Consider the following 20,295-nt stretch of genomic DNA (forward strand, 5'->3'; position numbering starts at 1 on the left):
CCCAGGTCTACGCTGGTCCCGTGCCGGACGACGTGGGGGGCAAGCCGTTCCCGGACGACGGGGAGCCCGACGACGACCGCGGAGGCGCGGATCAGCACTTCGCCTCCGTGGTGTTCGACGAGGCCTTCGTCCGGAACGCCGAGATCCATGAACCGAGCGCGGCCGAGCGTCAGCGGGCCGCCGACCGGGCGCGTGCCGAGGCCGAGGCCGCACGCGTGGCGGGCGGCTGGACGACCGAGGACGACCACGACGGCTACTCCTACGGCCACCCCGACGGGTACGGCCTCGACGAGCCCGGCTGGGAACACGGCCCCCACGGCCACGGCCACGGCTACGCGGAAGGGCCTTACGGGGTCTACGGCGGCAGCATGCGCCCCTACCGCGGCCGGGCACCCTGGCTGCGCCCCGTCGCCTGGGTGCTCGCCTTCGTGATGGGCCTCGGAATGATCGCGCTCGCCTTCAGCGCCGTGTACCGCAGCGCCTCAGGAGACGCGGACCACGCACCCGCCCCAGCCAGCACTCCGCAGCGCGAAGTCACCGGCGTCGGAGCGTTTACGTACCCCGTCGGCCGCCAACCCTGAAAGTACGCCCCGCTTGCGTTCACCGGATTCGGGGGCTTCTCTGAAGCGGGGACAGCGGGGAGAAGCGATGGCCGTTCCAGGAGACCCACCCAACGGCGCCCCCGACGGCATCGGCGAGGGCGATGACGAGTTCCGGTCGGACGAGTACCGGTCGGTCGTGTTCGACGAGGACTTCGTGCGGGCTGCCCGCCTCCAGGAGTACTCCGCCGAGGAACGCATGGGCGAGCACGCCCGGGCGGTCCGCAGCCGGTCCCTCTGGTCGGGAGGCGGCTCCTCGGGCCACCGCGACGGCGCACCGAGCCGCGGTGCCCGGCAGGGCCTGCTGCTCGTGCTCCTCATCGCCACGGCCTTCGCCGCCGCCGTCTACATGGGCCTGCGCAACCCGTACGTGCCCGCGCCCGGCACCACCGCGGAACCGCTCGCGGCCACCGTCGTCCCGCTCGCGCCGACCACCGTCGTGCCCGGCGGGAACCCGGCCGACCTGTTCGCGAAGAGCCCGGCGGCCGAGTACCGCATCGGAGCGGCCGGGATCACCCTGCCGGCCGTACGCCGCACCCACCATTTCAGCGAGAGCCAGATCGTCTCCGCGCTGTCCATCGCCAAGGACTACCTGGTGCAGTCGGCGCTGGACCCGGACGTGCTCGCCGGGACCGCCTCACGGCCCGTACGGGTGCTGCTCGACCCCGACCAGCTCGCGCAGTTCGACCGGAGCATGACCGCGCCCGTCGGCGACGGGCGGCACGCCGCCACCGGATGGCTGGTGCGCTTCGATCCCGCCGTCGCCGCCGTGGCCGACCCCAGGGTCCGGGTGAGCGGCATCCTCGCCTACCAGGAGATTTCCGCCCAGGTGCTGGAGGTCACCACCGACCACACCTTCGTCTACGCCGTACGCTCCGCCGGCCGGCAGCCGTCGGCCGCCGAGGGTGCCTCGCTCTTCACCGTCCGGCGGGAACTGCGGCTGCGGCTCGACCGCGAGGACCTCGTCGCACGCCGGGCGGAGCTGGCCTCCGCCTACGTGATGGCAGGCCCCCAGGACTGCGCCTCCGAGCCCGCGGCGGCCTTCCGGCCGATGCTCGCCGGGGCCGCACCCACCACCGTCGGCCCGGCCGCGAGCGACCCGTACGCCACCGGTCACCCGCGGCGCACCGCCGGGCTCTGCGGGATCCTGGCGCAGCCCACGAACCCCCAGGACCCTCCGCCGGCAGCCGTCGGCCCCGTCAGCCCGGCTGTTCCGTAGCGCCGCCGGGGGAGCCCTTGCCCTCGCCGGCGCCCGCGGAACCGTTCGCCGCGCCGGCCCCGGCGCCGGTGAACTTGTCCCGGAGCTTGCCGCCCAGGTCACCCGCACCGCCGGCGAGGTCGCCGACGAGCTTCATCAGCGGGTCCTTGCTCGTGCGCACCGAGTCGGCGTAGTGCGAGGCGGACTGCCGGAAGGAGTCGCTCACCGAGGCGTCCTTGTCCTCGTCCCGCCTCGGGTAGTGGCCGTCCATGATCCGCTGGTAGTCGCGGTTCTGCGACCACTTCTTCAACTCGGCCGCGCGGACCGTGGTGAAGGGGTGCGAACGCGGCAACACGTTGAGGATCTTCAGCACGGAGTCGCGCAGGTCCCCGCTCGACTCGTACTCCTCGGCCTGGGCCAGGAAGGCGTCCACGTTCATCTCGTGCAGGTGGTTGCCGCCCGCGATCTTCATGAGGCCGCGCATCGAGGCGTTCACGTCCTGACCCACCAGCAGTCCGGCCCGGTCCGCCGACAGCTCGGACTTGCGGAACCACTCCCGCAGCGCGGTGACGAGCGCCATGATCGCCACATTGCCCAGCGGGATCCACGCGACCTTCATCGCCAGACCCGTCAGGAACAGCAGGACCGTGCGGTAGACGGCGTGCCCGGACAGCGCGTGGCCCACCTCGTGGCCCACGACCGCCCGCATCTCCTCCTCGTCGAGGAGTTCGACGAGCCCCGTCGTGACGACGATGATCGGCTCGTCCAGCCCGATGCACATGGCGTTGGGCTTCGGGTCCTGCTGCACGTACATCTGCGGGACCTTCTCCAGGTCCAGGATGTAACAGGCGTCCCGCAGCATCCCGTGCAGGTGCGGGAACTGGGTCTCGCCCACCCGCACCGACTCCGACAGGAACAGCAGCCGCAGGCTGCGCTCCGGCAGCAGCCCGCTCAGGGCCTTGAACACCGTGTCGAAGCCACTCAGCTTGCGCAGCGCGACCAGCGCCGAGCGGTCCGCCGGATGTTCGTACGCCCGCGAGGAAATGCCGGGGAACCTCCTGCGGTTCCGCGCCGGCACCTTCTCGAAACCGGTGTCCGTCATCTTGCCCTCCCCCTTGATCGACCTGTCCGCTTCTGCGTCCATCCTCTCCAACGTCCGAGTCGGCGTGAGCGTGCCCAAGGGCCCCGCATACGATGTGAGCGAAGTCTCCGCCCGGTCCCCGACTCGATAGGTATCTGCCTGATGAGCCTCTCCACCACCGCCCACAACCTGGTCGTTCTCGCCTCGGAGGGTGGCGCCGAGCACGGCGGCAACCACGACAGCCTGAGCCCGTACCTGACCGGTGGCGGCGCGTTCGTGATCCTGCTGCTGATGCTCTGGGTGACCACCCGCCTGAACCGCGACCGCTAGACCGGCCTCGCGCACGCGCTCGAACGAGGGTCCTCGCCGGCTCACCGGGCCAGTAGGCTCTGCGCTCATGGGAGAGCAGGAAATGCCTACCGGCCCGGTCAAGCGCCGGCTCGGCGTGATGGGCGGGACATTCGACCCGATCCACCACGGACACTTGGTCGCCGCCAGCGAGGTGGCCGCCCTCTTCCACCTCGACGAGGTGGTGTTCGTACCGACCGGTGAGCCGTGGCAGAAGTCGCAGCGGGCCGTGTCGCCCGCCGAGGACCGCTATCTGATGACGGTCATCGCGACGGCCTCCAACCCGCAGTTCTCGGTGAGCCGCATCGACATCGACCGCGGCGGCCCCACCTACACGATCGACACCCTGCGGGACCTCAGGGCGATCAACGACGACGCGGACCTGTTCTTCATCACCGGCGCCGACGCCCTCGCGCAGATCCTCACCTGGCGCAACGCCGACGAGTTGTTCTCGCTGTCGCACTTCATCGGCGTCACTCGTCCGGGTCATGTGCTCACCGACGACGGGCTGCCCGAGGGCGGCGTCTCCCTCGTGGAGGTCCCCGCGCTGGCGATTTCGTCCACCGACTGTCGCGCGCGGGTCGCCAAGGGCGATCCCGTCTGGTATCTGGTGCCGGACGGTGTCGTTCGCTACATCGACAAGCGTGAGCTGTATCGGGGAGCCTGAGCTTCCGGTTTCGGAGAGAGGGGCCCGCGGTGAACGACCGACAGGATCCGTACGACCCGTACGCCGCCCAGGAGCAACAGCTCGTCGGCTACGACGCGTACGGTCGGCCGGTGTACGGCCCGGTGCCCGCGCAGCCCGCCGACCAGGCACCCCGGTACGAGCAGCAGCAGCCGGGCCCGTCGTACGAGCAGCAGCACTACCAGGGGTACGAGCAGCCGCAGCAGTACGGCTACGACCAGCAGACGTACGGGCAGCCGACCTACGACCAGCAGCAGTACCAGCAGCCGCAGCAGACCCGGCAGTGGATCCCGCAGCAGGGCGCCCCACAGGCGCCCGCGGAGCCCGAACCGGCCCCGGAGCCCGCCGCGTCCCGGATCCCCGAGCCGCGCCGGCCCGACGCCGGGGCAGAGGCGGACCGGGACTACGACACCGGGATGTTCGCCTTCATCGACCAGCCGGACGAGGAGTCCGACGACGTCATCGACTGGCTCGCGTTCACCGAGAGCCGCACCGAGCGCCGCGAGGAGATCCGCCGCCGGGGCCGCAACCGGGTGGTCGCGCTGATCGTCGTGCTCGCCCTGTTCGTCGTCGGCGGCCTCGGCTACCTCTGGTACGCGGGCAAGATCCCCTTCCTCGACGGCCCCGGTGACAAGAAGGGCGCCGCGGCCGCCCCCGGCGCCCAGAAGCGCGACATGATCGTCGTCCACGTGCTCAACACCAAGAAGGGCGGCACCTCCACGGCGCTGCTCGTCGACAACGTCACCACCGGGCAGGGCGCCACCGTGCTGGTGCCCAACACCCTCGACGTCCCCCAGAACGACGGCACGGGCATCCCACTCGGCAAGTCCGTCGAGGGCGGCGGCCTCGGCACCAAGGACGCGCTCGACTCGGTCCTCGGCACCCGCATCGGCGGCACCTGGCGCCTGGACACCCCCTTCCTGGAGAGCCTGGTCGAGCTGATCGGGGGCATCGAGGTGGACACCGACACCGCGGTCCCGGCCGACGACAAGGCCAAGACCCCGGCGGTGGGCAAGGGCCCCAAGCAGAGCCTCAACGGCGCGATGGCCGTGGCGTACGCCACCCACCGCGGCCAGGGCGAGCCGGAGGCCAGGCAGTTGGACCGGCTGGGCAAGGTGCTCTACGCGGTCCTGCGGAAGATCCCCGCCGACCCGAAGGCGGCGGCCACCACGGTCGAGAGCATGGGCCAGATCCTGGACCCGGCCCTCGACGCGCAGAACCTCGGCGGCCTGCTGTCGCGGATCGGTGAGCACGCCAAGGTGGGCGACTACCGCACCGACCTCCTCGGGGTGAAGCCGGACGGCGGCCTCACCGACGAGGCCAACAAGAAGATCGTCAAGGAGGTCCTCGGCGGCTCCGCCACGGCCGCGCAGCCCGGCGCCACCCCCCGGGTGGGGCTCAGGGACGCCACCGGGAACGAGAAGACGCAGACCGCGGCGAAGGCGGCCCTGCTCAACGGCGGCTACACCTTCGTCGACGGCGGCAAGGCCGACGACACAGCCGCGACCTCGCAGATCACCTACCAGGACGACGCCCAGCGGGAGCGGGCCGTCGAGGTGGCCAAGACACTGGGGCTGCCGGAGACGGCCGTGAAGAAGGCCGAGAACGTCGTCAACGCGGACGTCGTGGTGGTCCTGGGTCGGGACTACAAGACGTCCTGACGCTCCCGGATCCGGCCCGTACACGGCCCTGAACTGTGATTTCGCCCGCGCGGAACGTTCCGCGCGGGCGGGGTCGGCGGTACATGAGACCCTTGTAAGGATCTGCCCGCCAACCCGAAAGCATGGCCAGTGACCGCCACGGACCGCTCCATCGAGCTCATCACCGCCGCCGCCCAGGCCGCGGCCGACCGGCTCGCGCACGACATCATCGCGTACGACGTCAGCGACGTGCTGTCGATCACCGACGCCTTCCTGCTCGCCTCCGCGCCCAACGACCGCCAGGTCAAGTCGATCGTGGACGAGATCGAGGAGCAGCTGCTCAAGAAGCTCGGCGCCAAGCCGGTGCGCCGTGAGGGCGACCGCGACGCCCGCTGGATCCTGCTGGACTACGTCGACATCGTCGTCCACGTCCAGCACAGCGAGGAGCGCGTCTTCTACGCGCTGGAGCGCCTGTGGAAGGACTGCCCCGAGATCGAGCTCCCCGAGGACGCCAAGCTCACCATCGGCAAGGCCGAGGAGCACGCCAAGCTGCGCGAGGCGCAGGGCGACGACGAACTGGACGGTGATCTGTTCTGAGCGGGACCGACACGGGCACGACCGCATCGACCGGGACGGACACCTCGTCCGGCTCCGGTTCGGGCAGGACCGGCAGGAAGATCGTCCTCTGGCGACACGGTCAGACCGCCTGGAACCTGGAGCGCCGCTTCCAGGGCTCCACGGACATCGAGCTGACCGAGACCGGTGTGGCGCAGGCGCGCCGCTCCGCCCGGCTGCTCGCCTCGCTGAGGCCGGACGCCATCGTGGCCTCCGACCTTCGGCGGGCCGCCGACACGGCCGCCGAACTGTCCGCCGTCACGGGGATCGCGGTGGAGCACGACGAGGCGCTGCGCGAGACGTTCGCCGGCGAGTGGCAGGGCCTCACGCACGACGAGATCCTCGCGAAGTACGGCGAGCAGTACGCGGCGTGGAAGCGCGGCGAACCCGTCCGCCGCGGCGGCGGGGAGCTGGAGACCGAGGTCGCCGACCGGGCCGCCCCGGTCGTGCTGGGCCACGCCGACCGGCTGCCGCAGGGCGGCACGCTGGTCGTGGTCAGCCACGGCGGCACCATCCGCACGACCATCGGCCGCCTGTTGGGCCTGGACTCGTACCACTGGGAGGGTCTCGGCGGGCTCTCCAACTGCTGCTGGTCCGTCCTCGGCGAGGGCGCGCGCGGCTGGCGTCTGATGGAGCACAACGCCGGCACGCTGCCGGAACCGGTGCTCGGCGACGACGACTGAGCGCTGCTCTCGGAGGCTTCCACCCGGATTTCACTTTCCGGCTGGTCACAGGCTAGAGTTCTTCTTGTTCGCAGCGCGGAACACCGGAAACGGGGGAAGCGTGGCGGAGAGCGGGGCTATAGCTCAGTTGGTAGAGCGCCTGCATGGCATGCAGGAGGTCAGGAGTTCAATTCTCCTTAGCTCCACAATCAGGATCCCGTCCCCAACAGGGGGCGGGATCCTTGCGTTTGTTCCTTTGGCGTCGGCTGACCTGGCCCGTACCGGCATGGCAGAATCGGACGGCCGGAGGGGGACACGACGGCCCGACGCGGGAGGGAGTCGCTGACGGATGGGTGCACACCGGCGGCGGTGCGACTGGTGCAACAACGGCACGCCGATCGTGCGGGACATGGACCCGGTCAATCCCGACTACCAGTACTGGTGCGAGGAATGCGCGCGGGCGCTGATCATAAAAGGCGACCCGATCGAGACCTACCGCGAGCTGGAAGGGGAACCGATCTATGGCCGCCTGCTCGACGAACACTGCACGCTCAAACGGTTCTATCAATTCGCGAGAGCGTGACCCGCGCGGCAGACGCGAGCGGTACGGCGCGAGTGACCGGCGAGGCACGCGTGGCCCCTGCGGCCTGCTGGGCCGGTACGGCCTGAACGTGTGACGGAGTGGAGTATTTCGGACATGGCCCGAGGTCGCCGAAACCGATTTTTGGACCAGGGCCATGACCGTGTAATGTTTGGGACGTCGCCAAGGAAAACCGGCAAGGGAAACCAGAACGACAAGCACAACAAGGGGCTATAGCTCAGTTGGTAGAGCGCCTGCATGGCATGCAGGAGGTCAGGAGTTCAATTCTCCTTAGCTCCACAGTGAAGAGAAGCGGGCCACCCGGATCGGGTGGCCCGCTTCTCGTCGTGTCCGCACGCGGGAAGGGCGTGTCCGCACGTCGGAAGGGCCGAGCGGCCCTGGGGGCCGCTGCGGTACCCTGACGCCATGCGTGCCGTACGCCTTCTGCTTACCGAGCCGCGCTGATCAGTCCCGACCCCATCGAGCCCCAAGGATGCGGTCGGCATCGGCGCGGCGTCCCCTCCTGTGCGAGGGGTTTTTTCGTTTGGGCAGGCAGAGACGGCAGAGACGATCGATGGAGCTTCAGAAATCATGAGCGAGACGAACACCCCGGCCCCCGAGGCGGCCGAGGGGCACCGTTACACGGCTGCCATGGCCGCCGACATCGAGGCACGCTGGCAGGACGTATGGGACGCGGAGGGGACCTACGAGGCCCCCAATCCGACGGGTGACCTGGCCGGGGACCCCGCGGTCGTCGCGCGCCCCAAGAAGTTCATCATGGACATGTTCCCGTACCCGTCCGGCGCGGGGCTGCACGTCGGCCACCCGCTGGGGTACATCGCCACCGATGTCTTCGCCCGTCACCAGCGGATGACCGGCCACAACGTCCTGCACACCCTGGGCTTCGACGCCTTCGGCCTGCCGGCCGAGCAGTACGCCGTGCAGACCGGCACGCACCCGCGGGTGTCGACCGAGGCGAACATCGAGAACATGAAGGTCCAGCTGCGCCGGCTGGGTCTGGGACACGACCGGCGGCGCTCGTTCGCCACGATCGACCCGGACTACTACAAGTGGACCCAGTGGATCTTCCTGCAGATCTACAACTCCTGGTACGACACGGACGCCGCCAAGGCCCGGCCGATCGCCGAGCTGGTCGCCGCCTTCGAGGACGGCTCCCGTGAGGTTCCGGGTGGCCGCGCGTGGGCCGGGCTGACCGCGGGCGAGCGGGCCGACGTGCTGAACGGCTTCCGGCTGGCGTACGCCTCCGACGCGCCCGTGAACTGGTGCCCCGGGCTGGGCACCGTCCTGGCCAACGAGGAGGTCACGGCCGACGGCCGCTCCGAGCGCGGCAACTTCCCCGTCTTCAAGGCCAAGCTGAGCCAGTGGAACATGCGGATCACGGCGTACGCCGACCGTCTGCTGGACGACCTGGACGCGCTGGACTGGCCCGAGGCCATCAAGTTGCAGCAGCGGAACTGGATCGGCCGCAGCGAGGGCGCGCGCGTCGACTTCGCCGTCGGCGAGGACGCCGTCACGGTGTTCACCACGCGTCCCGACACGCTGTTCGGCGCCACCTACATGGTGCTGGCGCCCGAGCACGAGCTGATCGAGAAGATCGTCCCGGCGGAGTGGCCCGAGGGCACCCGCCAGGTGTGGACCGGCGGTGCGACGAACCCCCGCGAGGCCGTCGACGCGTACCGCAAGCAGGCCGCGTCCAAGTCGGACGTCGAGCGACAGGCCGAGGCCAAGGACAAGACCGGTGTCTTCACCGGCGCGTTCGCGATCAACCCGGTCAGCGGCGAGAAGGTGCCGGTCTTCATCGCGGACTACGTGCTGATGGGCTACGGCACCGGCGCGATCATGGCCGTCCCGGCGCACGACACCCGCGACTTCGCGTTCGCGCAGGCCTTCGAGCTGCCGATGCGCTGCGTCGTGGAGCCCTCCGACGACCGCGACGCCGACCCGACGGAGTGGGACGACGCGTTCGCCTCCTACGACGGCACGATCGTCAACTCGACCGGCGAGGGCATCACGCTGGACGGCCTGGGCGTCGTCGAGGCCAAGGCCGCGATCACCGAGTGGCTGACCGGGCGCGGCGTCGGCGAGGGCACCGTCAACTTCCGCCTGCGCGACTGGCTGTTCAGCCGCCAGCGCTACTGGGGCGAGCCCTTCCCGATCGTCTACGACGAGGACGGCGTCGCGCACCCGCTGCCCGACTCGATGCTGCCCTTGGAACTGCCGGAGGTCGAGGACTACTCGCCGCGCACCTTCGAGCCGGACGACGCCGCGTCGAAGCCGGAGACCCCGCTGTCTCGCAACGAGGCGTGGGTCGACGTGGAACTGGACCTGGGCCGCGGCGAGGGCGTCAAGCGCTACCGCCGCGAGACCAACACCATGCCGAACTGGGCCGGCTCCTGCTGGTACGAGCTGCGCTACCTGGACCCGAACAACTCCGAGGCGCTGGTCGACCCGGCGATCGAGCAGTACTGGATGGGTCCGAGCGAGAACGCCCCGCACGGTGGTGTCGACCTGTACGTGGGCGGCGCCGAGCACGCGGTGCTGCACCTGCTGTACGCGCGCTTCTGGTCGAAGGTGCTGTTCGACCTGGGCCACGTCTCCTCGGTGGAGCCGTTCCACAAGCTCTTCAACCAGGGCATGATCCAGGCCTACGCCTACACCGACGCGCGCGGGGTGTACGTCCCGGCGGCCGAGGTCGAGGAGCGCGACGGCGGCTACTTCCACCAGGGACAGCCCGTCAAGCGTGAGCACGGCAAGATGGGCAAATCCCTGAAGAACGCCGTCACGCCCGACGAGATCTGTGAGGAGTACGGCGCGGACACACTGCGCCTGTACGAGATGGCCATGGGCCCCCTGGACGTCTCCCGTCCGTGGGACACCCGCGCCGTCGTCGGCCAGTACCGTCTGCTGCAGCGCCTGTGGCGCAACGTGATCGACGAGGAGACCGGCGAGGTCACCGTCGTGGACGGCGAGCCCGGCGAGGACACCCTGCGGGCCCTGCACAAGGCGATCGACGGGGCCGGCGCCGACATGGCCGCACTGCGCTTCAACACGGCCATCGCGAAGATCACCGAGCTGAACAACGCCCTGACGAAGGCCGGTCGGCCGCTGGAGCGCTCGGTCGCCGAGCGGCTGGTGCTCCTGGTCGCCCCGCTGGCGCCGCACATCGCCGAGGAGCTGTGGCACCGGCTGGGCCACGGCGAGTCGGTCGTCCACCAGGACTTCCCGGTGGCGGACCCGGCGTACGTCGTGGACGAGAGCGTGACGTGCGTCGTGCAGGTCAAGGGCAAGGTCAAGGCACGGCTGGAGGTGCCGCCGGCGATCTCCGAGGCGGACCTGGAGCAGCTGGCCCTGACCGACGAGGGCGTCGTCGCGGCGCTCGGCGGCGCGGAGATCCGCAAGGTCATCGTGCGGGCGCCGAAGCTGGTGAACATCGTCATCTGACGGGGTTCGCCCTGATCCGACGGGGTCAGGGGGGGGCGTCCGGCGGCGTTCAGCGGTCATCCGGCGCGGCTGGGGGTTCTCCCTTACGGGCAGGTTGGGGGTTCGATTGGAACCCCTGGCCTGCCCGTTGCGTTTACGGTGGAGGGGACGGAAAAAGCAGGGGAAAGGGAACCTCATGGAGCCGGGCTCAGTGCTCATCATCGTGGCCCTGTTGATGCTGTTCACCTTCCTGGGGCTGGGGGCGTGGGCCACCGTGAAGGTGATCGGGGCGGCGAAGCGCGGCGTGGACCGGACGATCACACAGGCTCGCCGGACCGTCGAGGACACCACCCTGAAGGCGAAGAGCCTCGGTCAGGTGGGGGTCTCGGGTGCGCTGGCGCAGCTGCGGTTGGACCTGCGGACGTCGATGCGGGCCACCCAGCAGGCTCTGTACCGGGGAGTGCAGCAGGACCCCTCGCTGAAGGAGTCCATCGGCCTGTTCGAGCGATTGAGCACGCACGGGTACGAGCTGGACGACGAGCTGAAGCGGCTGGAGCAGGAACCGGACCGCAAGCGGACCGCGGAACTCCTGCCCGACCTGCGGGAACGCACCGCGAAGATCATCGAGTCCGCCGACTCGCTGCGATGGGCCGCCCGCGACCGGGCGCGACGTTTCGCGCAGGACGACCTGTCCTCGCTGTCCGCGCAGATCGAGGTCGAGTCGGGCGCGCTGCGGGACTGGTCCCGTGAGTCGGTGGACGAGCTCGCGGAGGCCGCCGCGGCCTGGGACGCGGCGCAGGAGCGGTCCTCGGGAGCCACGGCGGCCCCGGGCGCCGGCCCGGCGCGGCCGGCGGCGTTGGACCCCTCCAAGCCGGCGCAGCGCCACCCGTGGCAGAAGACGGCCCGCCCGGAGCCCACCACCTGACACCCGCCGCGGGGGGAGGTCACGATCGCGGACCGAGGATCCCCCCACAGGGTCCTGACATGGGCCCCAGGCTGCCGGACGGGCCCCTGTGGCGGTAACCTCCGGCTCATGTCCCGCCATGTCGCGATCGTCACCGATTCCACGGCCTACCTGCCTCACCCGGCAATGGCGCGGCACGGGATCACCGCCGTGCCCCTGACCGTGGTGCTCGGCGACGAGGCCCTCGAAGAGGGCACCGAGATCTCGGCACGCAGCCTCGCCCTGGCCCTGCAGAAGCGTCGCTCGGTCACCACGTCCCGACCCAGCCCGGAGGAGTTCTCCCGGGCCTACCGGGCGGCGGCGGACGCCGGCGCGGCCGGCATCGTCAGCCTGCACCTCTCCGCCGAGTTCTCCGGCACCTACGACGCCGCCGTGGTCGCCGCGAAGAGCGCGCCGGTGCCCGTCCACGTCGTCGACACCGGCATGGTCGCGATGGCCCTCGGTTTCTGCGCACTCGCGGCGGCGGAGGTCTCCGAGGCCGGGGGATCCGCGGACGAGGCGGTGGCAGCCGCCGAGAAGCGGGCCGCGGACATGTCGGCGTACTTCTACGTCGACACCCTCGACTACCTCCGTCGCGGCGGACGCATCGGGGCGGCGCAGGCGCTCCTTGGCTCGGCCCTCGCGGTCAAACCGCTGCTCACGCTGGACGGGGGGCGGATCGAGATGCTGGAGAAGGTACGGACCGCCTCCAAGGCCATCGCTCGGCTGGAGGAGCTCGCCGTCGAGCGGGCCGGTACGGCCCGGGTGGACGTGGCGGTGCACCACCTGGCCGCGCCGGAGCGGGCCGAGAAGCTCGCGGAGCGGCTGCGGGAACGCATCCCCGGGCTGGTCGAGCTGCACGTCAGCGAGGTCGGAGCGGTGATCGGGGCACACACCGGGCCGGGGCTGTTGGCGGCGGTCGTCTCGCCCCGCTGATCACCGGAACGGGTGGCCGGATTATCCACAACGGGTCGTTCATCCACCGGAATTGATGGCTCCGAACGGGGATCGGGGCAGGCGCCTACCGTCGTGCCATGACGACTCGAACGCGTACGCGCACCCGTACTTCGCGGCCCTTGGGGGCCGCTGCCGCGGCCACCCGTGGGCCCGGTCGAACGCACCGTTTCGGCGGTCGGTTCGGCGAAGGTCCCGACGACCGTTCCAGTGACCGATCGGGCCGCCGTCCCGGTGGTGGGTTACGTGGTCGGGGCGATGGTCGTTCGCGTTTACGTTCTGGTTCTGCTTCTGGTTCTCGTGGTCGGGCGGCTCGGATCGTCGGGCGGCGGCCGCGACCGGATCCGTCGGCGGTGCGACGCAGGGCGGAGGCCATGCTGACGGCTCCGCCACCTGACGGGGCGGCCGTGGAGGTGAGGTCGGATCCGGTGGCCGAACCGGTGACGCATCCGGCGACGGATCAGGTGGCGCACTCGGTGGCGGATCCGGTGACCCACCCGGTGGCGGATCCGGTGGCGCGCGTCGGGGAAGTGGCGACGGGTGACCCGGCGGTGGGGCCCGCGGGCGGGGGCCGGGGCGCGTGGTCGCTCGCGGTGCGGGAGCGGATGCCCGTGTGGCTCCAGGCGCGCTGCGGGATGCAGCCGAGGACGGTGGCCGCCGTGGCGGTGGTCCTGGTCGGGGCCCTCGGGTTCGCCGCGCAGCGGTACTGGACGGCGGGGCCGGAGCCGGTGACGGCGCCCGCCGTGGTGGCTCCGGTCGTCAGCTCCTCCCCGGCGGCGACCCCGGCCCGGGTCGTGGTGGACGTCAGCGGCAAGGTCCGGGACCCGGGGGTGCGGCGGCTGCCCACGGGCTCGCGGGTGGAGGACGCGCTGGCCGCCGCCGGGGGAGTGCGGCCGGGCACGGACACCACCGGGCTCAACCGGGCCCGGGTGCTGGTGGACGGCGAGCAGGTCGTGGTGGGCGTCCCGGCACAGCCGATGGCGGCAGGCGGCGCCGCTCCCGGTCCGGGCTCGGGTTCCGGGCGGGGGCCGTCGGGTTCAGGGCCCGGTTCCGGCTCGGGACCGCTGAGTCTCGCCGGCGCCACCGTCGAGCAACTGGACGGGCTGCCCGGGGTGGGGCCGGTGCTCGCGCAGCACATCATCGACTTCCGGACGGCCCGCGGCGGCTTCCGGTCCGTGGAGGAACTGCGACAGGTCGACGGCATCGGCGAACGACGGTTCTCCGAGCTGCGTGCGCTGGTGCGGCCGTGAACGGGGTCGAGCGGTCCGGTCCGACGGACCTGCGCCTCCTCGCGCCGGCGATGGCCACGTGGGTGGCCTCGGCCGTCGCGCTGGGGACACCGGCCGGGTGGACCGCCGTCGGGGTGGGCCTCGCGGTGGCCGCCGCGGGCGGGCTGTTCCTCGCCGGGTACCGGCGACCCGGGCCGTCGTGGGGGATCGGCACCGCCCTTGCCGCCGCCCTGCTGTGCGCGGCGGCCGGAGCCGGGGTGGCGGGGCTCCAGCGGGCCGAGGCGCGCGCCGGACCCGTCGAGGGCGCCGCCCGGGGGCACGCCCGGGTCGCGGTGGAACTCACCGTCGAGTCGGACCCCCGTACCGTCCGCGGCGGAGGCGGGCCGCCCGCCGTGGCATTGGACGCGGTGGTGACCCGGATGACCGGCCCCGACGGGACACGCACCAGGGTCGAGACCCCGGTACGGGTCCTGGCCGGGCACCCGGGCTGGGCCCGACTGCTGCCCTCCACACGGGTCGAGGCGGTGGGCCGGTTGGCGCCGGGCCGCGACGGGGAACGGGCCGTGGCACTGCTCCGTCTCGCCGGCGACGCCCCGCCGCGGGTCAGTGGAGGGCCGGACGCCTCGCAGCGCGTCGCGGGGGCGCTGCGGGCCGGCCTGCGGGAGGCCACCGAAGGACTGGCGCCCGACCCCAGGGCGCTGCTGCCCGGGCTGGTGGTCGGGGACACCTCCCGGGTGCCGACCGATCTGCACGACGCCTTCCGGGCCACCGATCTGCTGCACCTGCTCGCCGTGTCCGGATCGAACCTGACCGTGGTGCTGTTCCTGCTCATCGGCCCCCCGGCCGGTGCGCAGCGCGCGGAACGCGGCGGACTGGCGCCCCGGTTCGGGCTGTCGCTGCGAGCCACCGCCCTGTGCGGAGCGGCGCTCACGTCGGCTTTCGTGGTGGTGTGCCGGCCGGAGCCGAGCGTGCTGCGGGCCGCTGCCTGCGGGGCCGTCACCCTGCTGGCCCTCGCCACCGGGCGGCGCAGGTCGCTGGTCCCCGCCCTCGCCGCCGCCGTCCTGCTGCTGTTGCTGTACGACCCCTGGCTGGCCCGCAGCATCGGCTTCCTGCTGTCCGTACTGGCCACGGGGGCACTGCTCATCCTCGGCCCCCGGTGGAGCGAAGCCCTGCAACGGCGGGGGCTGCGGCCCAGGTTCGCCGACGCGGTGGGGGCCGCCGCGGCCGCCCAGGCGGTGTGCGCGCCGGTGGTCGTCGTGCTCACCGCCCGGGTGAGCCTGGTGGCGGTCCCGTGCAACCTGCTCGCCGAACTGGCGACGGGACCGGCGACGGTGCTCGGTTTCGCGACGCTGGCGGTGGCCCCGCTGTGGATGCCCGCCGCCGAGTGGCTCGCCTGGTGTGCCGGGGTGCCCGCCGGGTGGATCGCCGCGGTGGCGCGGGCCGGGGCGCGACTGCCGGGGGCGGAACTTCCCTGGCCGGGCGGGTTGTCCGGTGGGCTGCTGCTCGTCGCCGCCACGGTCGGCGTGCTGCTGCTCGGCGTCCGGTGGGGGCGCCATCGCGGGCTCTGCTTCGCCCTGGCCGTGCTGCTGCTCCTGGCCGTCCTGCGGCCGCCACAACTCACGCGGCCGTTCAAGGGCTGGCCTCCGCCCGACTGGACCTACGTACAGTGCGCCGTCGGCCAAGGGGACGCGGCCGTCCTCGCGGTGAGCCCGGGTACGGCCGTCGTGGTGGACGCGGGGCCGGATCCCGACCCCGTGGACGACTGCCTGCGTGACCTGGGTGTGAGCAGGATCCCATTGCTGCTGTTGACGCACTTCCACGCCGACCATGTGGGCGGAATCTCAGGAGTGCTGCGGGGACGCACCGTCGGTGTGATCCAGACCACCACCCTGGCGGAGCCGTACGCGCAGGCCGAGTCCGTGCGCCGTACCGCCGCCGCGGCTCGGGTGCCCGTCGTGACCGCCGCCTCCGGGGAACGCCGCCGGGCCGGAACGCTGGAGTGGCAGGTGTTGTGGCCGACGGTCGACGGCCCGGCGCCGGAGGGGCCGAACGACGCGAGCGTGGCCCTGCTCGCACGGACCTCCGGACTGACCCTGCTCCTGCTGGGGGACCTGGAACCACCCGCCCAGCAGGCCCTGTTGAGGAGTCATCCGGAACTGGGGCCGGTGGACGTCCTGAAGGTCGCCCACCACGGTTCGGCACACCAGGACCCCGGACTCCAGGATCGGGTCAGGCCCAGGATCGCGATTGTTCCCGTCGGTACAAGAAACCGCTACGGGCACCCCGCGCCAGGTACGCTCGCGCGACTGCGGGCGATGGGCGCGACGGTGTTGCGCACCGATACCGATGGTTCGGTGGCGATCTCCGGAAGCGGCTCGCGGTTGCGGGCCTTTCCGTCCGGACGGCGGGGCAGGCGACGCGGGCATACCGGGCACACCCGTTCTGTTTGCCCACAACCCGGCAGCATGATCGAATGCGTCTTCGCCAGAACGGTACAAGTCCACACAGCACGGGGGTGCACCAACCATGTTCGGACGCCGACGGGGGATGGAGACGGCCGGAAGCGCCGGCTCCCAGACGACCGCCACACTCGCGCTCCCGCACACCGCGCGACTGTTGAGCTGTCGCGTTCTCGATACGGTCCACCAGCCCATCCGGCAAGCGAAGTTCGAGGTCACCGACCCGATCGGCCGACGCGTCGTCAGCGGCGAGACCGATCCGTACGGCGGGTTCACCGCAGCCATGCCCGAGGGGGAGTACCGGCTCTCGGTGACCGCCGAGGGCTACGCGCCGTTCCACGGCGCGACGCTGGTGGGGGATCCGGCGCAACCCGGCACCGCGGAGATCATCCTGGACGCCGTCGAGCCGCCCCTGCTGCCGGCGCCCGGCCACTGGGAACTCGACCCGACGCACTCGTCGATCGGCTTCACGGCCCGGCACATCGGCTTCGCCCGGATCCACGGCCGGTTCAGCACCTTCGCCGGGGCCGTCCGGATCGCCGAGCGCATGGAGGACTCCTCCATGCGCGTGATCATCGACGCGGCGAGCATCGACACCGGCCTGCGGATGCGCGACGACCACCTGCGCTCCGCGGACTTCCTGGACGCGGCACGCCACCCCACGGTGGAGTTCTACAGCGAGCGCTTCATCCACCGCAGCGGCAGCCGTTGGGCGGTCGCGGGCGCGTTGACCCTGCACGGGGTGAGCCGCTCCGTGACCCTGGACACCCAGTACCTGGGACACGGCACGGGCCTGGAGGGCGAGCCGCGCGCCGCGTGCCGGGCCACCGCCGAACTGCAGCGCGAGGACTTCACCCTGAACTGGCAGTCGATGCTGGCTCACGGGATCGCGGCGATCGGTTCGAGCGTGGAAGTGGACCTGGACATCCAGATCGTGCACAAGGCGTAGGGCCCGCCCGGCGAGGCTCAGGGAGCCTCCAACCACCCTTCGTACTCGCCGGCGAACTCGTCCAGCGCGGACGCGTCGAGGCGTTCCCTCGGGTCCTCGACGACCACCAGCCACTGGGCGTCCTCCGCGTCGTCCTCGCCGGCGAGGGCGTCGCGGACCAGCTGGGGTTCCTCGGGCACGCCGAAGCGGTCCATGAGTTCGCGCGCCACCTCCTCGGCGGCGTCACGGTCGGGCAGGACGAGTACATGTCGCGCGTTCACCCGACCATTCTCCGGCACCGCGGGAGGGGGTACGGCGGGAGGGGGACTGTCAGTGCGGCGTGGGATGCTGGAGGCGATGGCCACCAGGAAGAACTCCACCGACGATCCGCTCGCCCCGCTCACCCTCGCGGTGGGGCAGGAGGATCTGCTGCTCGACCGCGCGGTCCGGGAAGTGGTGATGGCGGCTCGTGCCGCCGATGCCGACACCGACGTGCGGGACCTCTCCTCCGAGCAGCTCCAGCCCGGCACGCTGGCCGAGCTGACCAGCCCCTCGCTGTTCTCCGAGCGCAAGGTCCTGGTCGTGCGGAACGCGCACGACCTGTCCGCGGACACGGTGAAGGAGGTCAAGGCGTACCTCACGGCCCCGTACGAGGAGATCGTCCTCGTCCTCCTCCACGCCGGCGGCGTCAAGGGCAAGGGGCTGCTGGACGCGGCACGCAAGGCGGGTGCCCGCGAGGTCGCCTGCCCGAAGATGACGAAGGCCGCGGACCGCCTGTCCTTCGTGCGGGGGGAGTTCCGGACACTGGGACGTGCGGCCACCCCCGAGGCCTGCCAGAACCTGGTCGACGCCATCGGCAGCGACCTGCGGGAGCTGGCGAGCGCCGCCGCGCAACTCTGCGCGGACGTCGAGGGCACCATCGACGAGGCCGTGGTCGGGCGCTACTACACCGGTCGCGCCGAGGCCTCCAGCTTCACGGTCGCCGACCGGGCGGTCGAGGGGCGTGCGGCCGAGGCCCTCGAAGCCCTGCGCTGGTCGCTGTCCACCGGAGTGGCGCCGGTACTGATCACCAGCGCCCTGGCCCAGGCCGTCCGAGCCATCGGCAAGCTCGCCTCCGCCCCGCGCGGGGCCCGCCCCGGGGACCTCGCCCGGGACCTGGGCATGCCGCCGTGGAAGATCGACCGGGTCAGGCAGCAGATGCGCGGCTGGTCGGCGGACGCCGTCTCGGACGCCCTGCGCGCGGTGGCCGCGGCCGACGCGGGCGTGAAGGGCGGAGGCGACGACCCGGAGTACGCGCTGGAGAAGGCGGTCGTGGCGGTGGCCCGGGCGGCCCGCCCGAACCGCCGGTAGCCTCCGGCGGGTTGCAGGTCCTGCGGCAGCGGATGGTCCCGTTCTCACGCCGTTCGTTCCCCGCGTTTCTCGCCCGTTTCGGGGCGTGCCGGGGAGGCGGTGAGGGCAGCGGGCTGTGGGCTGCTCCGCGCCCCGGGGTGCCTGATCCGGTGCTTCGCCTCGGCGGCGCGAGTGCGGCCGGGGGCTCAGATCCGGTCGGTGGGGGCGGCTCGCGTCGGTCGTGAGGGCGGCCCCGCGAAGCGGCGGACGTAGCGCTTCTGCCAAGGCGTTTCGACGGCCCGGGGGTGGTGATGGCGACGGACGAACTCCACCGCTCGTTCCGCCGGGACGCCGTCCAACACCGCGATGCAGGCCAAGGCCGTTCCCGTACGACCGCGGCCGCCCGCGCAGGCGAGTTCGACGCGTTCCGTGGCCGCGCGCTCCCAGGCCAGGATGAGGAGTTCACGGGCGTGGGATCGGTCGGAGGGGAGCCGGAAGTCGGGCCAGCGCAGCCACTCGGCGTCCCAGGCGACCTCGGGTGGCGGCGAGCCCAGCAGGTACACGGCGTACGTCGGTTCCTGGCCGGGCGGAAGGGGCCGGCTGAGTCCACGCCCCCGGACGAGCCGCCCCGAGGGGAGGCGCAGGACCCCCACGTCGGTCGAGTTCCAGGGCTCGGTCATCCGCCCAGGGTAGCCGGCGCCTGTTCGGCGATCCACGGTGCGCGCGGCCGAGGGGCCCCGGGGCCCCGGGGCCCGGGTGATACCGGACCCGAGGTCCCGCCCCGGCGAGGGCCGGCCCCGGCAACCGCGACCGTCTCGGTGTGCGGTCACCCCCAGGGGATGCCGCCCGGCGGGGCAAGGGTCCTGCCCCAGCGGCGGCGGAGCCACGTTGTGCCAGTCCTGCTCCGGCAGCGGTCGGCCGGCTCCGAGACCGGCGGTCCACTCCCGAGCCGGCGGCCCGTCTCTGGCGCCCCGCGCCGAACCGGGGGCCCGTCTCCGGCGTCCCGGCCCGAGCCTGGGGCCTGCTCATGGCGTCTCCCGGTGTCGGCGGGCTTGCCCCCCTGGTTCTGCGGTCCTGTCCTGGTATCGGGCCTGGTCGCGGCCTGAGGTCCTGTCCCCGGGCGGCGGTCCGTCTCCTGCCGGTGATCCCGCCCGGTTCGGGCCCCGTCGCGTCGCCCGCCCCAGGGCGGCCCCGCAGCTGTTGGCATCCGGCCTTGCCCTCGCACGGGCCGCCGGCCCGCTCCCGGTGTCAGGGCCGACGCCCCGGCCGGCCACGGGCAGCGCCCCAGCTCACACCCGCCCCGCCACGGCCCGGCGGCCCGGCCCCGTTCCCGCCTCGGCCGGGGCCCGCCCCGTCCCGTATAACGGCCCCGTGCAGGCAGGCACTGCGGCACCCGCCTCGGCCCGGCGGTCCGGCCTCGTCCCCCGCGACGGCCAGGCTCCGCACCCGCCGCGGCCCGGCGGCCCGCCCCCGTCCCCACCCCAGCCCGGCCCCATCTCCTCGCGGCGGCCAGGCGCTCCCGCCCCCGGCCCCGCGCAGGCACCGGCGGCACCCGCCACGGCCCGGCTGCGCCCCCGGCACCCCCCCCCGCCGGCCGCCCCCGC

Annotated in this window: 17 protein-coding genes, 2 tRNA genes and 1 pseudogene; 17 read left to right on the forward strand and 3 right to left on the reverse strand. The window is 72.3% G+C overall.

Features of this window, described 5'->3' with window-relative positions; translation table 11 throughout:
- Nucleotides 1-20: 20 nt before the first annotated feature.
- Both ADK55_RS01030 and ADK55_RS01035 read left to right on the forward strand, forming a co-directional pair.
- Nucleotides 21-581 carry a hypothetical protein gene (locus tag ADK55_RS01030; protein WP_053674975.1) on the forward strand — a complete coding sequence of 187 codons (561 nt, stop codon included), beginning with the start codon at nt 21-23 and terminating at the stop codon, nt 579-581.
- Nucleotides 582-648: 67 nt separating this feature from the next.
- Nucleotides 649-1,818 (forward strand): hypothetical protein, encoded by a 1,170-nt coding sequence (locus ADK55_RS01035; protein ID WP_053674977.1) that lies wholly within the window; start codon nt 649-651, stop codon nt 1,816-1,818.
- Here the strand turns inward: ADK55_RS01035 and ADK55_RS01040 are convergent.
- Nucleotides 1,799-2,899: a M48 family metallopeptidase gene (locus ADK55_RS01040; protein ID WP_053675044.1), complete on the reverse strand. Its 1,101-nt coding sequence runs from the start codon at nt 2,897-2,899 to the stop codon at nt 1,799-1,801. The genes ADK55_RS01035 and ADK55_RS01040 overlap by 20 nt on opposite strands.
- Nucleotides 2,900-3,040: 141 nt before the next feature.
- Here ADK55_RS01040 and ADK55_RS38995 point away from each other — a divergent pair, with 141 nt between their 5' ends.
- The 14 genes and pseudogenes from ADK55_RS38995 (at nt 3,041) to ADK55_RS01100 (ending at nt 17,383) form a co-directional block, all read left to right on the forward strand.
- Entirely contained in the window at nt 3,041-3,208 is a 168-nt protein-coding gene (locus ADK55_RS38995) for a hypothetical protein (protein WP_199826412.1), read from the forward strand.
- Between the two features lie 67 nt (nt 3,209-3,275).
- On the forward strand, nt 3,276-3,893 hold the full coding sequence (gene nadD / locus ADK55_RS01045; protein WP_053674979.1) for a nicotinate-nucleotide adenylyltransferase: 618 nt from the start codon (nt 3,276-3,278) through the stop codon (nt 3,891-3,893).
- Between the two features lie 29 nt (nt 3,894-3,922).
- Nucleotides 3,923-5,572 carry an LCP family protein gene (locus ADK55_RS01050; RefSeq protein ID WP_053674981.1) on the forward strand — a complete coding sequence of 550 codons (1,650 nt, stop codon included), beginning with the start codon at nt 3,923-3,925 and terminating at the stop codon, nt 5,570-5,572.
- A gap of 129 nt (nt 5,573-5,701) precedes the next feature.
- Entirely contained in the window at nt 5,702-6,148 is a 447-nt protein-coding gene (rsfS, locus tag ADK55_RS01055; protein WP_053674983.1) for a ribosome silencing factor, read from the forward strand.
- 80 nt (nt 6,149-6,228) lie between these two features.
- On the forward strand, nt 6,229-6,849 hold the full coding sequence (locus ADK55_RS01060; protein ID WP_053674985.1) for a histidine phosphatase family protein: 621 nt from the start codon (nt 6,229-6,231) through the stop codon (nt 6,847-6,849).
- 112 nt (nt 6,850-6,961) lie between these two features.
- Nucleotides 6,962-7,034 (forward strand) — tRNA-Ala (locus tag ADK55_RS01065).
- Between the two features lie 143 nt (nt 7,035-7,177).
- Complete coding sequence (locus ADK55_RS01070; RefSeq protein ID WP_008738908.1) at nt 7,178-7,411, forward strand: hypothetical protein; 234 nt, start codon at nt 7,178-7,180, stop codon at nt 7,409-7,411.
- 224 nt (nt 7,412-7,635) lie between these two features.
- Nucleotides 7,636-7,708: transfer RNA gene (locus ADK55_RS01075), tRNA-Ala, on the forward strand.
- Between the two features lie 291 nt (nt 7,709-7,999).
- Nucleotides 8,000-10,870 (forward strand): leucine--tRNA ligase, encoded by a 2,871-nt coding sequence (gene leuS, locus ADK55_RS01080; protein WP_053674987.1) that lies wholly within the window; start codon nt 8,000-8,002, stop codon nt 10,868-10,870.
- Nucleotides 10,871-11,045: 175 nt separating this feature from the next.
- A complete protein-coding gene (locus ADK55_RS01085; protein ID WP_053674989.1) occupies nt 11,046-11,774 on the forward strand; it encodes a hypothetical protein in 729 nt (242 codons plus the stop codon).
- A gap of 108 nt (nt 11,775-11,882) precedes the next feature.
- Nucleotides 11,883-12,728 carry a DegV family protein gene (locus tag ADK55_RS01090; protein WP_053674991.1) on the forward strand — a complete coding sequence of 282 codons (846 nt, stop codon included), beginning with the start codon at nt 11,883-11,885 and terminating at the stop codon, nt 12,726-12,728.
- A gap of 371 nt (nt 12,729-13,099) precedes the next feature.
- The gene (locus ADK55_RS35680; protein ID WP_234349836.1) at nt 13,100-13,996 is read left to right on the forward strand and encodes a helix-hairpin-helix domain-containing protein; all 897 of its coding nucleotides are present in this window, start codon (nt 13,100-13,102) and stop codon (nt 13,994-13,996) included.
- Nucleotides 13,997-14,046: 50 nt separating this feature from the next.
- Nucleotides 14,047-16,377, forward strand: a pseudogene (locus tag ADK55_RS35685) (ComEC/Rec2 family competence protein); the annotation flags it as partial.
- Between the two features lie 124 nt (nt 16,378-16,501).
- Nucleotides 16,502-17,383, forward strand: coding sequence for a YceI family protein (locus ADK55_RS01100; RefSeq protein ID WP_053674993.1), 882 nt, complete (start codon nt 16,502-16,504; stop codon nt 17,381-17,383).
- A 17-nt stretch (nt 17,384-17,400) separates the two neighbouring features.
- Here the strand turns inward: ADK55_RS01100 and ADK55_RS01105 are convergent, their stop codons facing one another.
- The gene (locus tag ADK55_RS01105; RefSeq protein ID WP_053674995.1) at nt 17,401-17,643 is read right to left on the reverse strand and encodes a hypothetical protein; all 243 of its coding nucleotides are present in this window, start codon (nt 17,641-17,643) and stop codon (nt 17,401-17,403) included.
- A 76-nt stretch (nt 17,644-17,719) separates the two neighbouring features.
- Between ADK55_RS01105 and holA the strand changes: the two genes are divergently transcribed.
- Nucleotides 17,720-18,712 carry a DNA polymerase III subunit delta gene (holA, locus tag ADK55_RS01110; protein WP_159041246.1) on the forward strand — a complete coding sequence of 331 codons (993 nt, stop codon included), beginning with the start codon at nt 17,720-17,722 and terminating at the stop codon, nt 18,710-18,712.
- 185 nt (nt 18,713-18,897) lie between these two features.
- Here holA and ADK55_RS01115 read toward each other — a convergent pair whose 3' ends face one another.
- Complete coding sequence (locus tag ADK55_RS01115) at nt 18,898-19,371, reverse strand: protein-tyrosine phosphatase family protein (RefSeq protein WP_053674999.1); 474 nt, start codon at nt 19,369-19,371, stop codon at nt 18,898-18,900.
- Between the last annotated feature and the right edge of the window lie 924 nt (nt 19,372-20,295).

Source organism: Streptomyces sp. WM4235 (assembly GCF_001279725.1).
In the GTDB taxonomy this organism is placed as follows: domain Bacteria; phylum Actinomycetota; class Actinomycetes; order Streptomycetales; family Streptomycetaceae; genus Streptomyces.

Excerpts from the sequence above, each read along its gene's own strand:
- leuS (WP_053674987.1), top strand. The coding sequence starts at position 8,000 with ATGAGCGAGACGAACACCCCGGCCCCCGAGGCGGCCGAGGGGCACCGT.
- ADK55_RS01070 (WP_008738908.1), top strand. The coding sequence starts at position 7,178 with ATGGGTGCACACCGGCGGCGGTGCGACTGGTGCAACAACGGCACGCCG.
- holA (WP_159041246.1), top strand. The coding sequence starts at position 17,720 with ATGGCCACCAGGAAGAACTCCACCGACGATCCGCTCGCCCCGCTCACC.
- nadD (WP_053674979.1), top strand. The coding sequence starts at position 3,276 with ATGGGAGAGCAGGAAATGCCTACCGGCCCGGTCAAGCGCCGGCTCGGC.
- ADK55_RS01115 (WP_053674999.1), bottom strand. The coding sequence starts at position 19,371 with ATGACCGAGCCCTGGAACTCGACCGACGTGGGGGTCCTGCGCCTCCCC.
- ADK55_RS01100 (WP_053674993.1), top strand. The coding sequence starts at position 16,502 with ATGTTCGGACGCCGACGGGGGATGGAGACGGCCGGAAGCGCCGGCTCC.
- ADK55_RS01085 (WP_053674989.1), top strand. The coding sequence starts at position 11,046 with ATGGAGCCGGGCTCAGTGCTCATCATCGTGGCCCTGTTGATGCTGTTC.
- ADK55_RS38995 (WP_199826412.1), top strand. The coding sequence starts at position 3,041 with ATGAGCCTCTCCACCACCGCCCACAACCTGGTCGTTCTCGCCTCGGAG.
- ADK55_RS01035 (WP_053674977.1), top strand. The coding sequence starts at position 649 with ATGGCCGTTCCAGGAGACCCACCCAACGGCGCCCCCGACGGCATCGGC.
- ADK55_RS01090 (WP_053674991.1), top strand. The coding sequence starts at position 11,883 with ATGTCCCGCCATGTCGCGATCGTCACCGATTCCACGGCCTACCTGCCT.
- ADK55_RS01040 (WP_053675044.1), bottom strand. The coding sequence starts at position 2,899 with ATGACGGACACCGGTTTCGAGAAGGTGCCGGCGCGGAACCGCAGGAGG.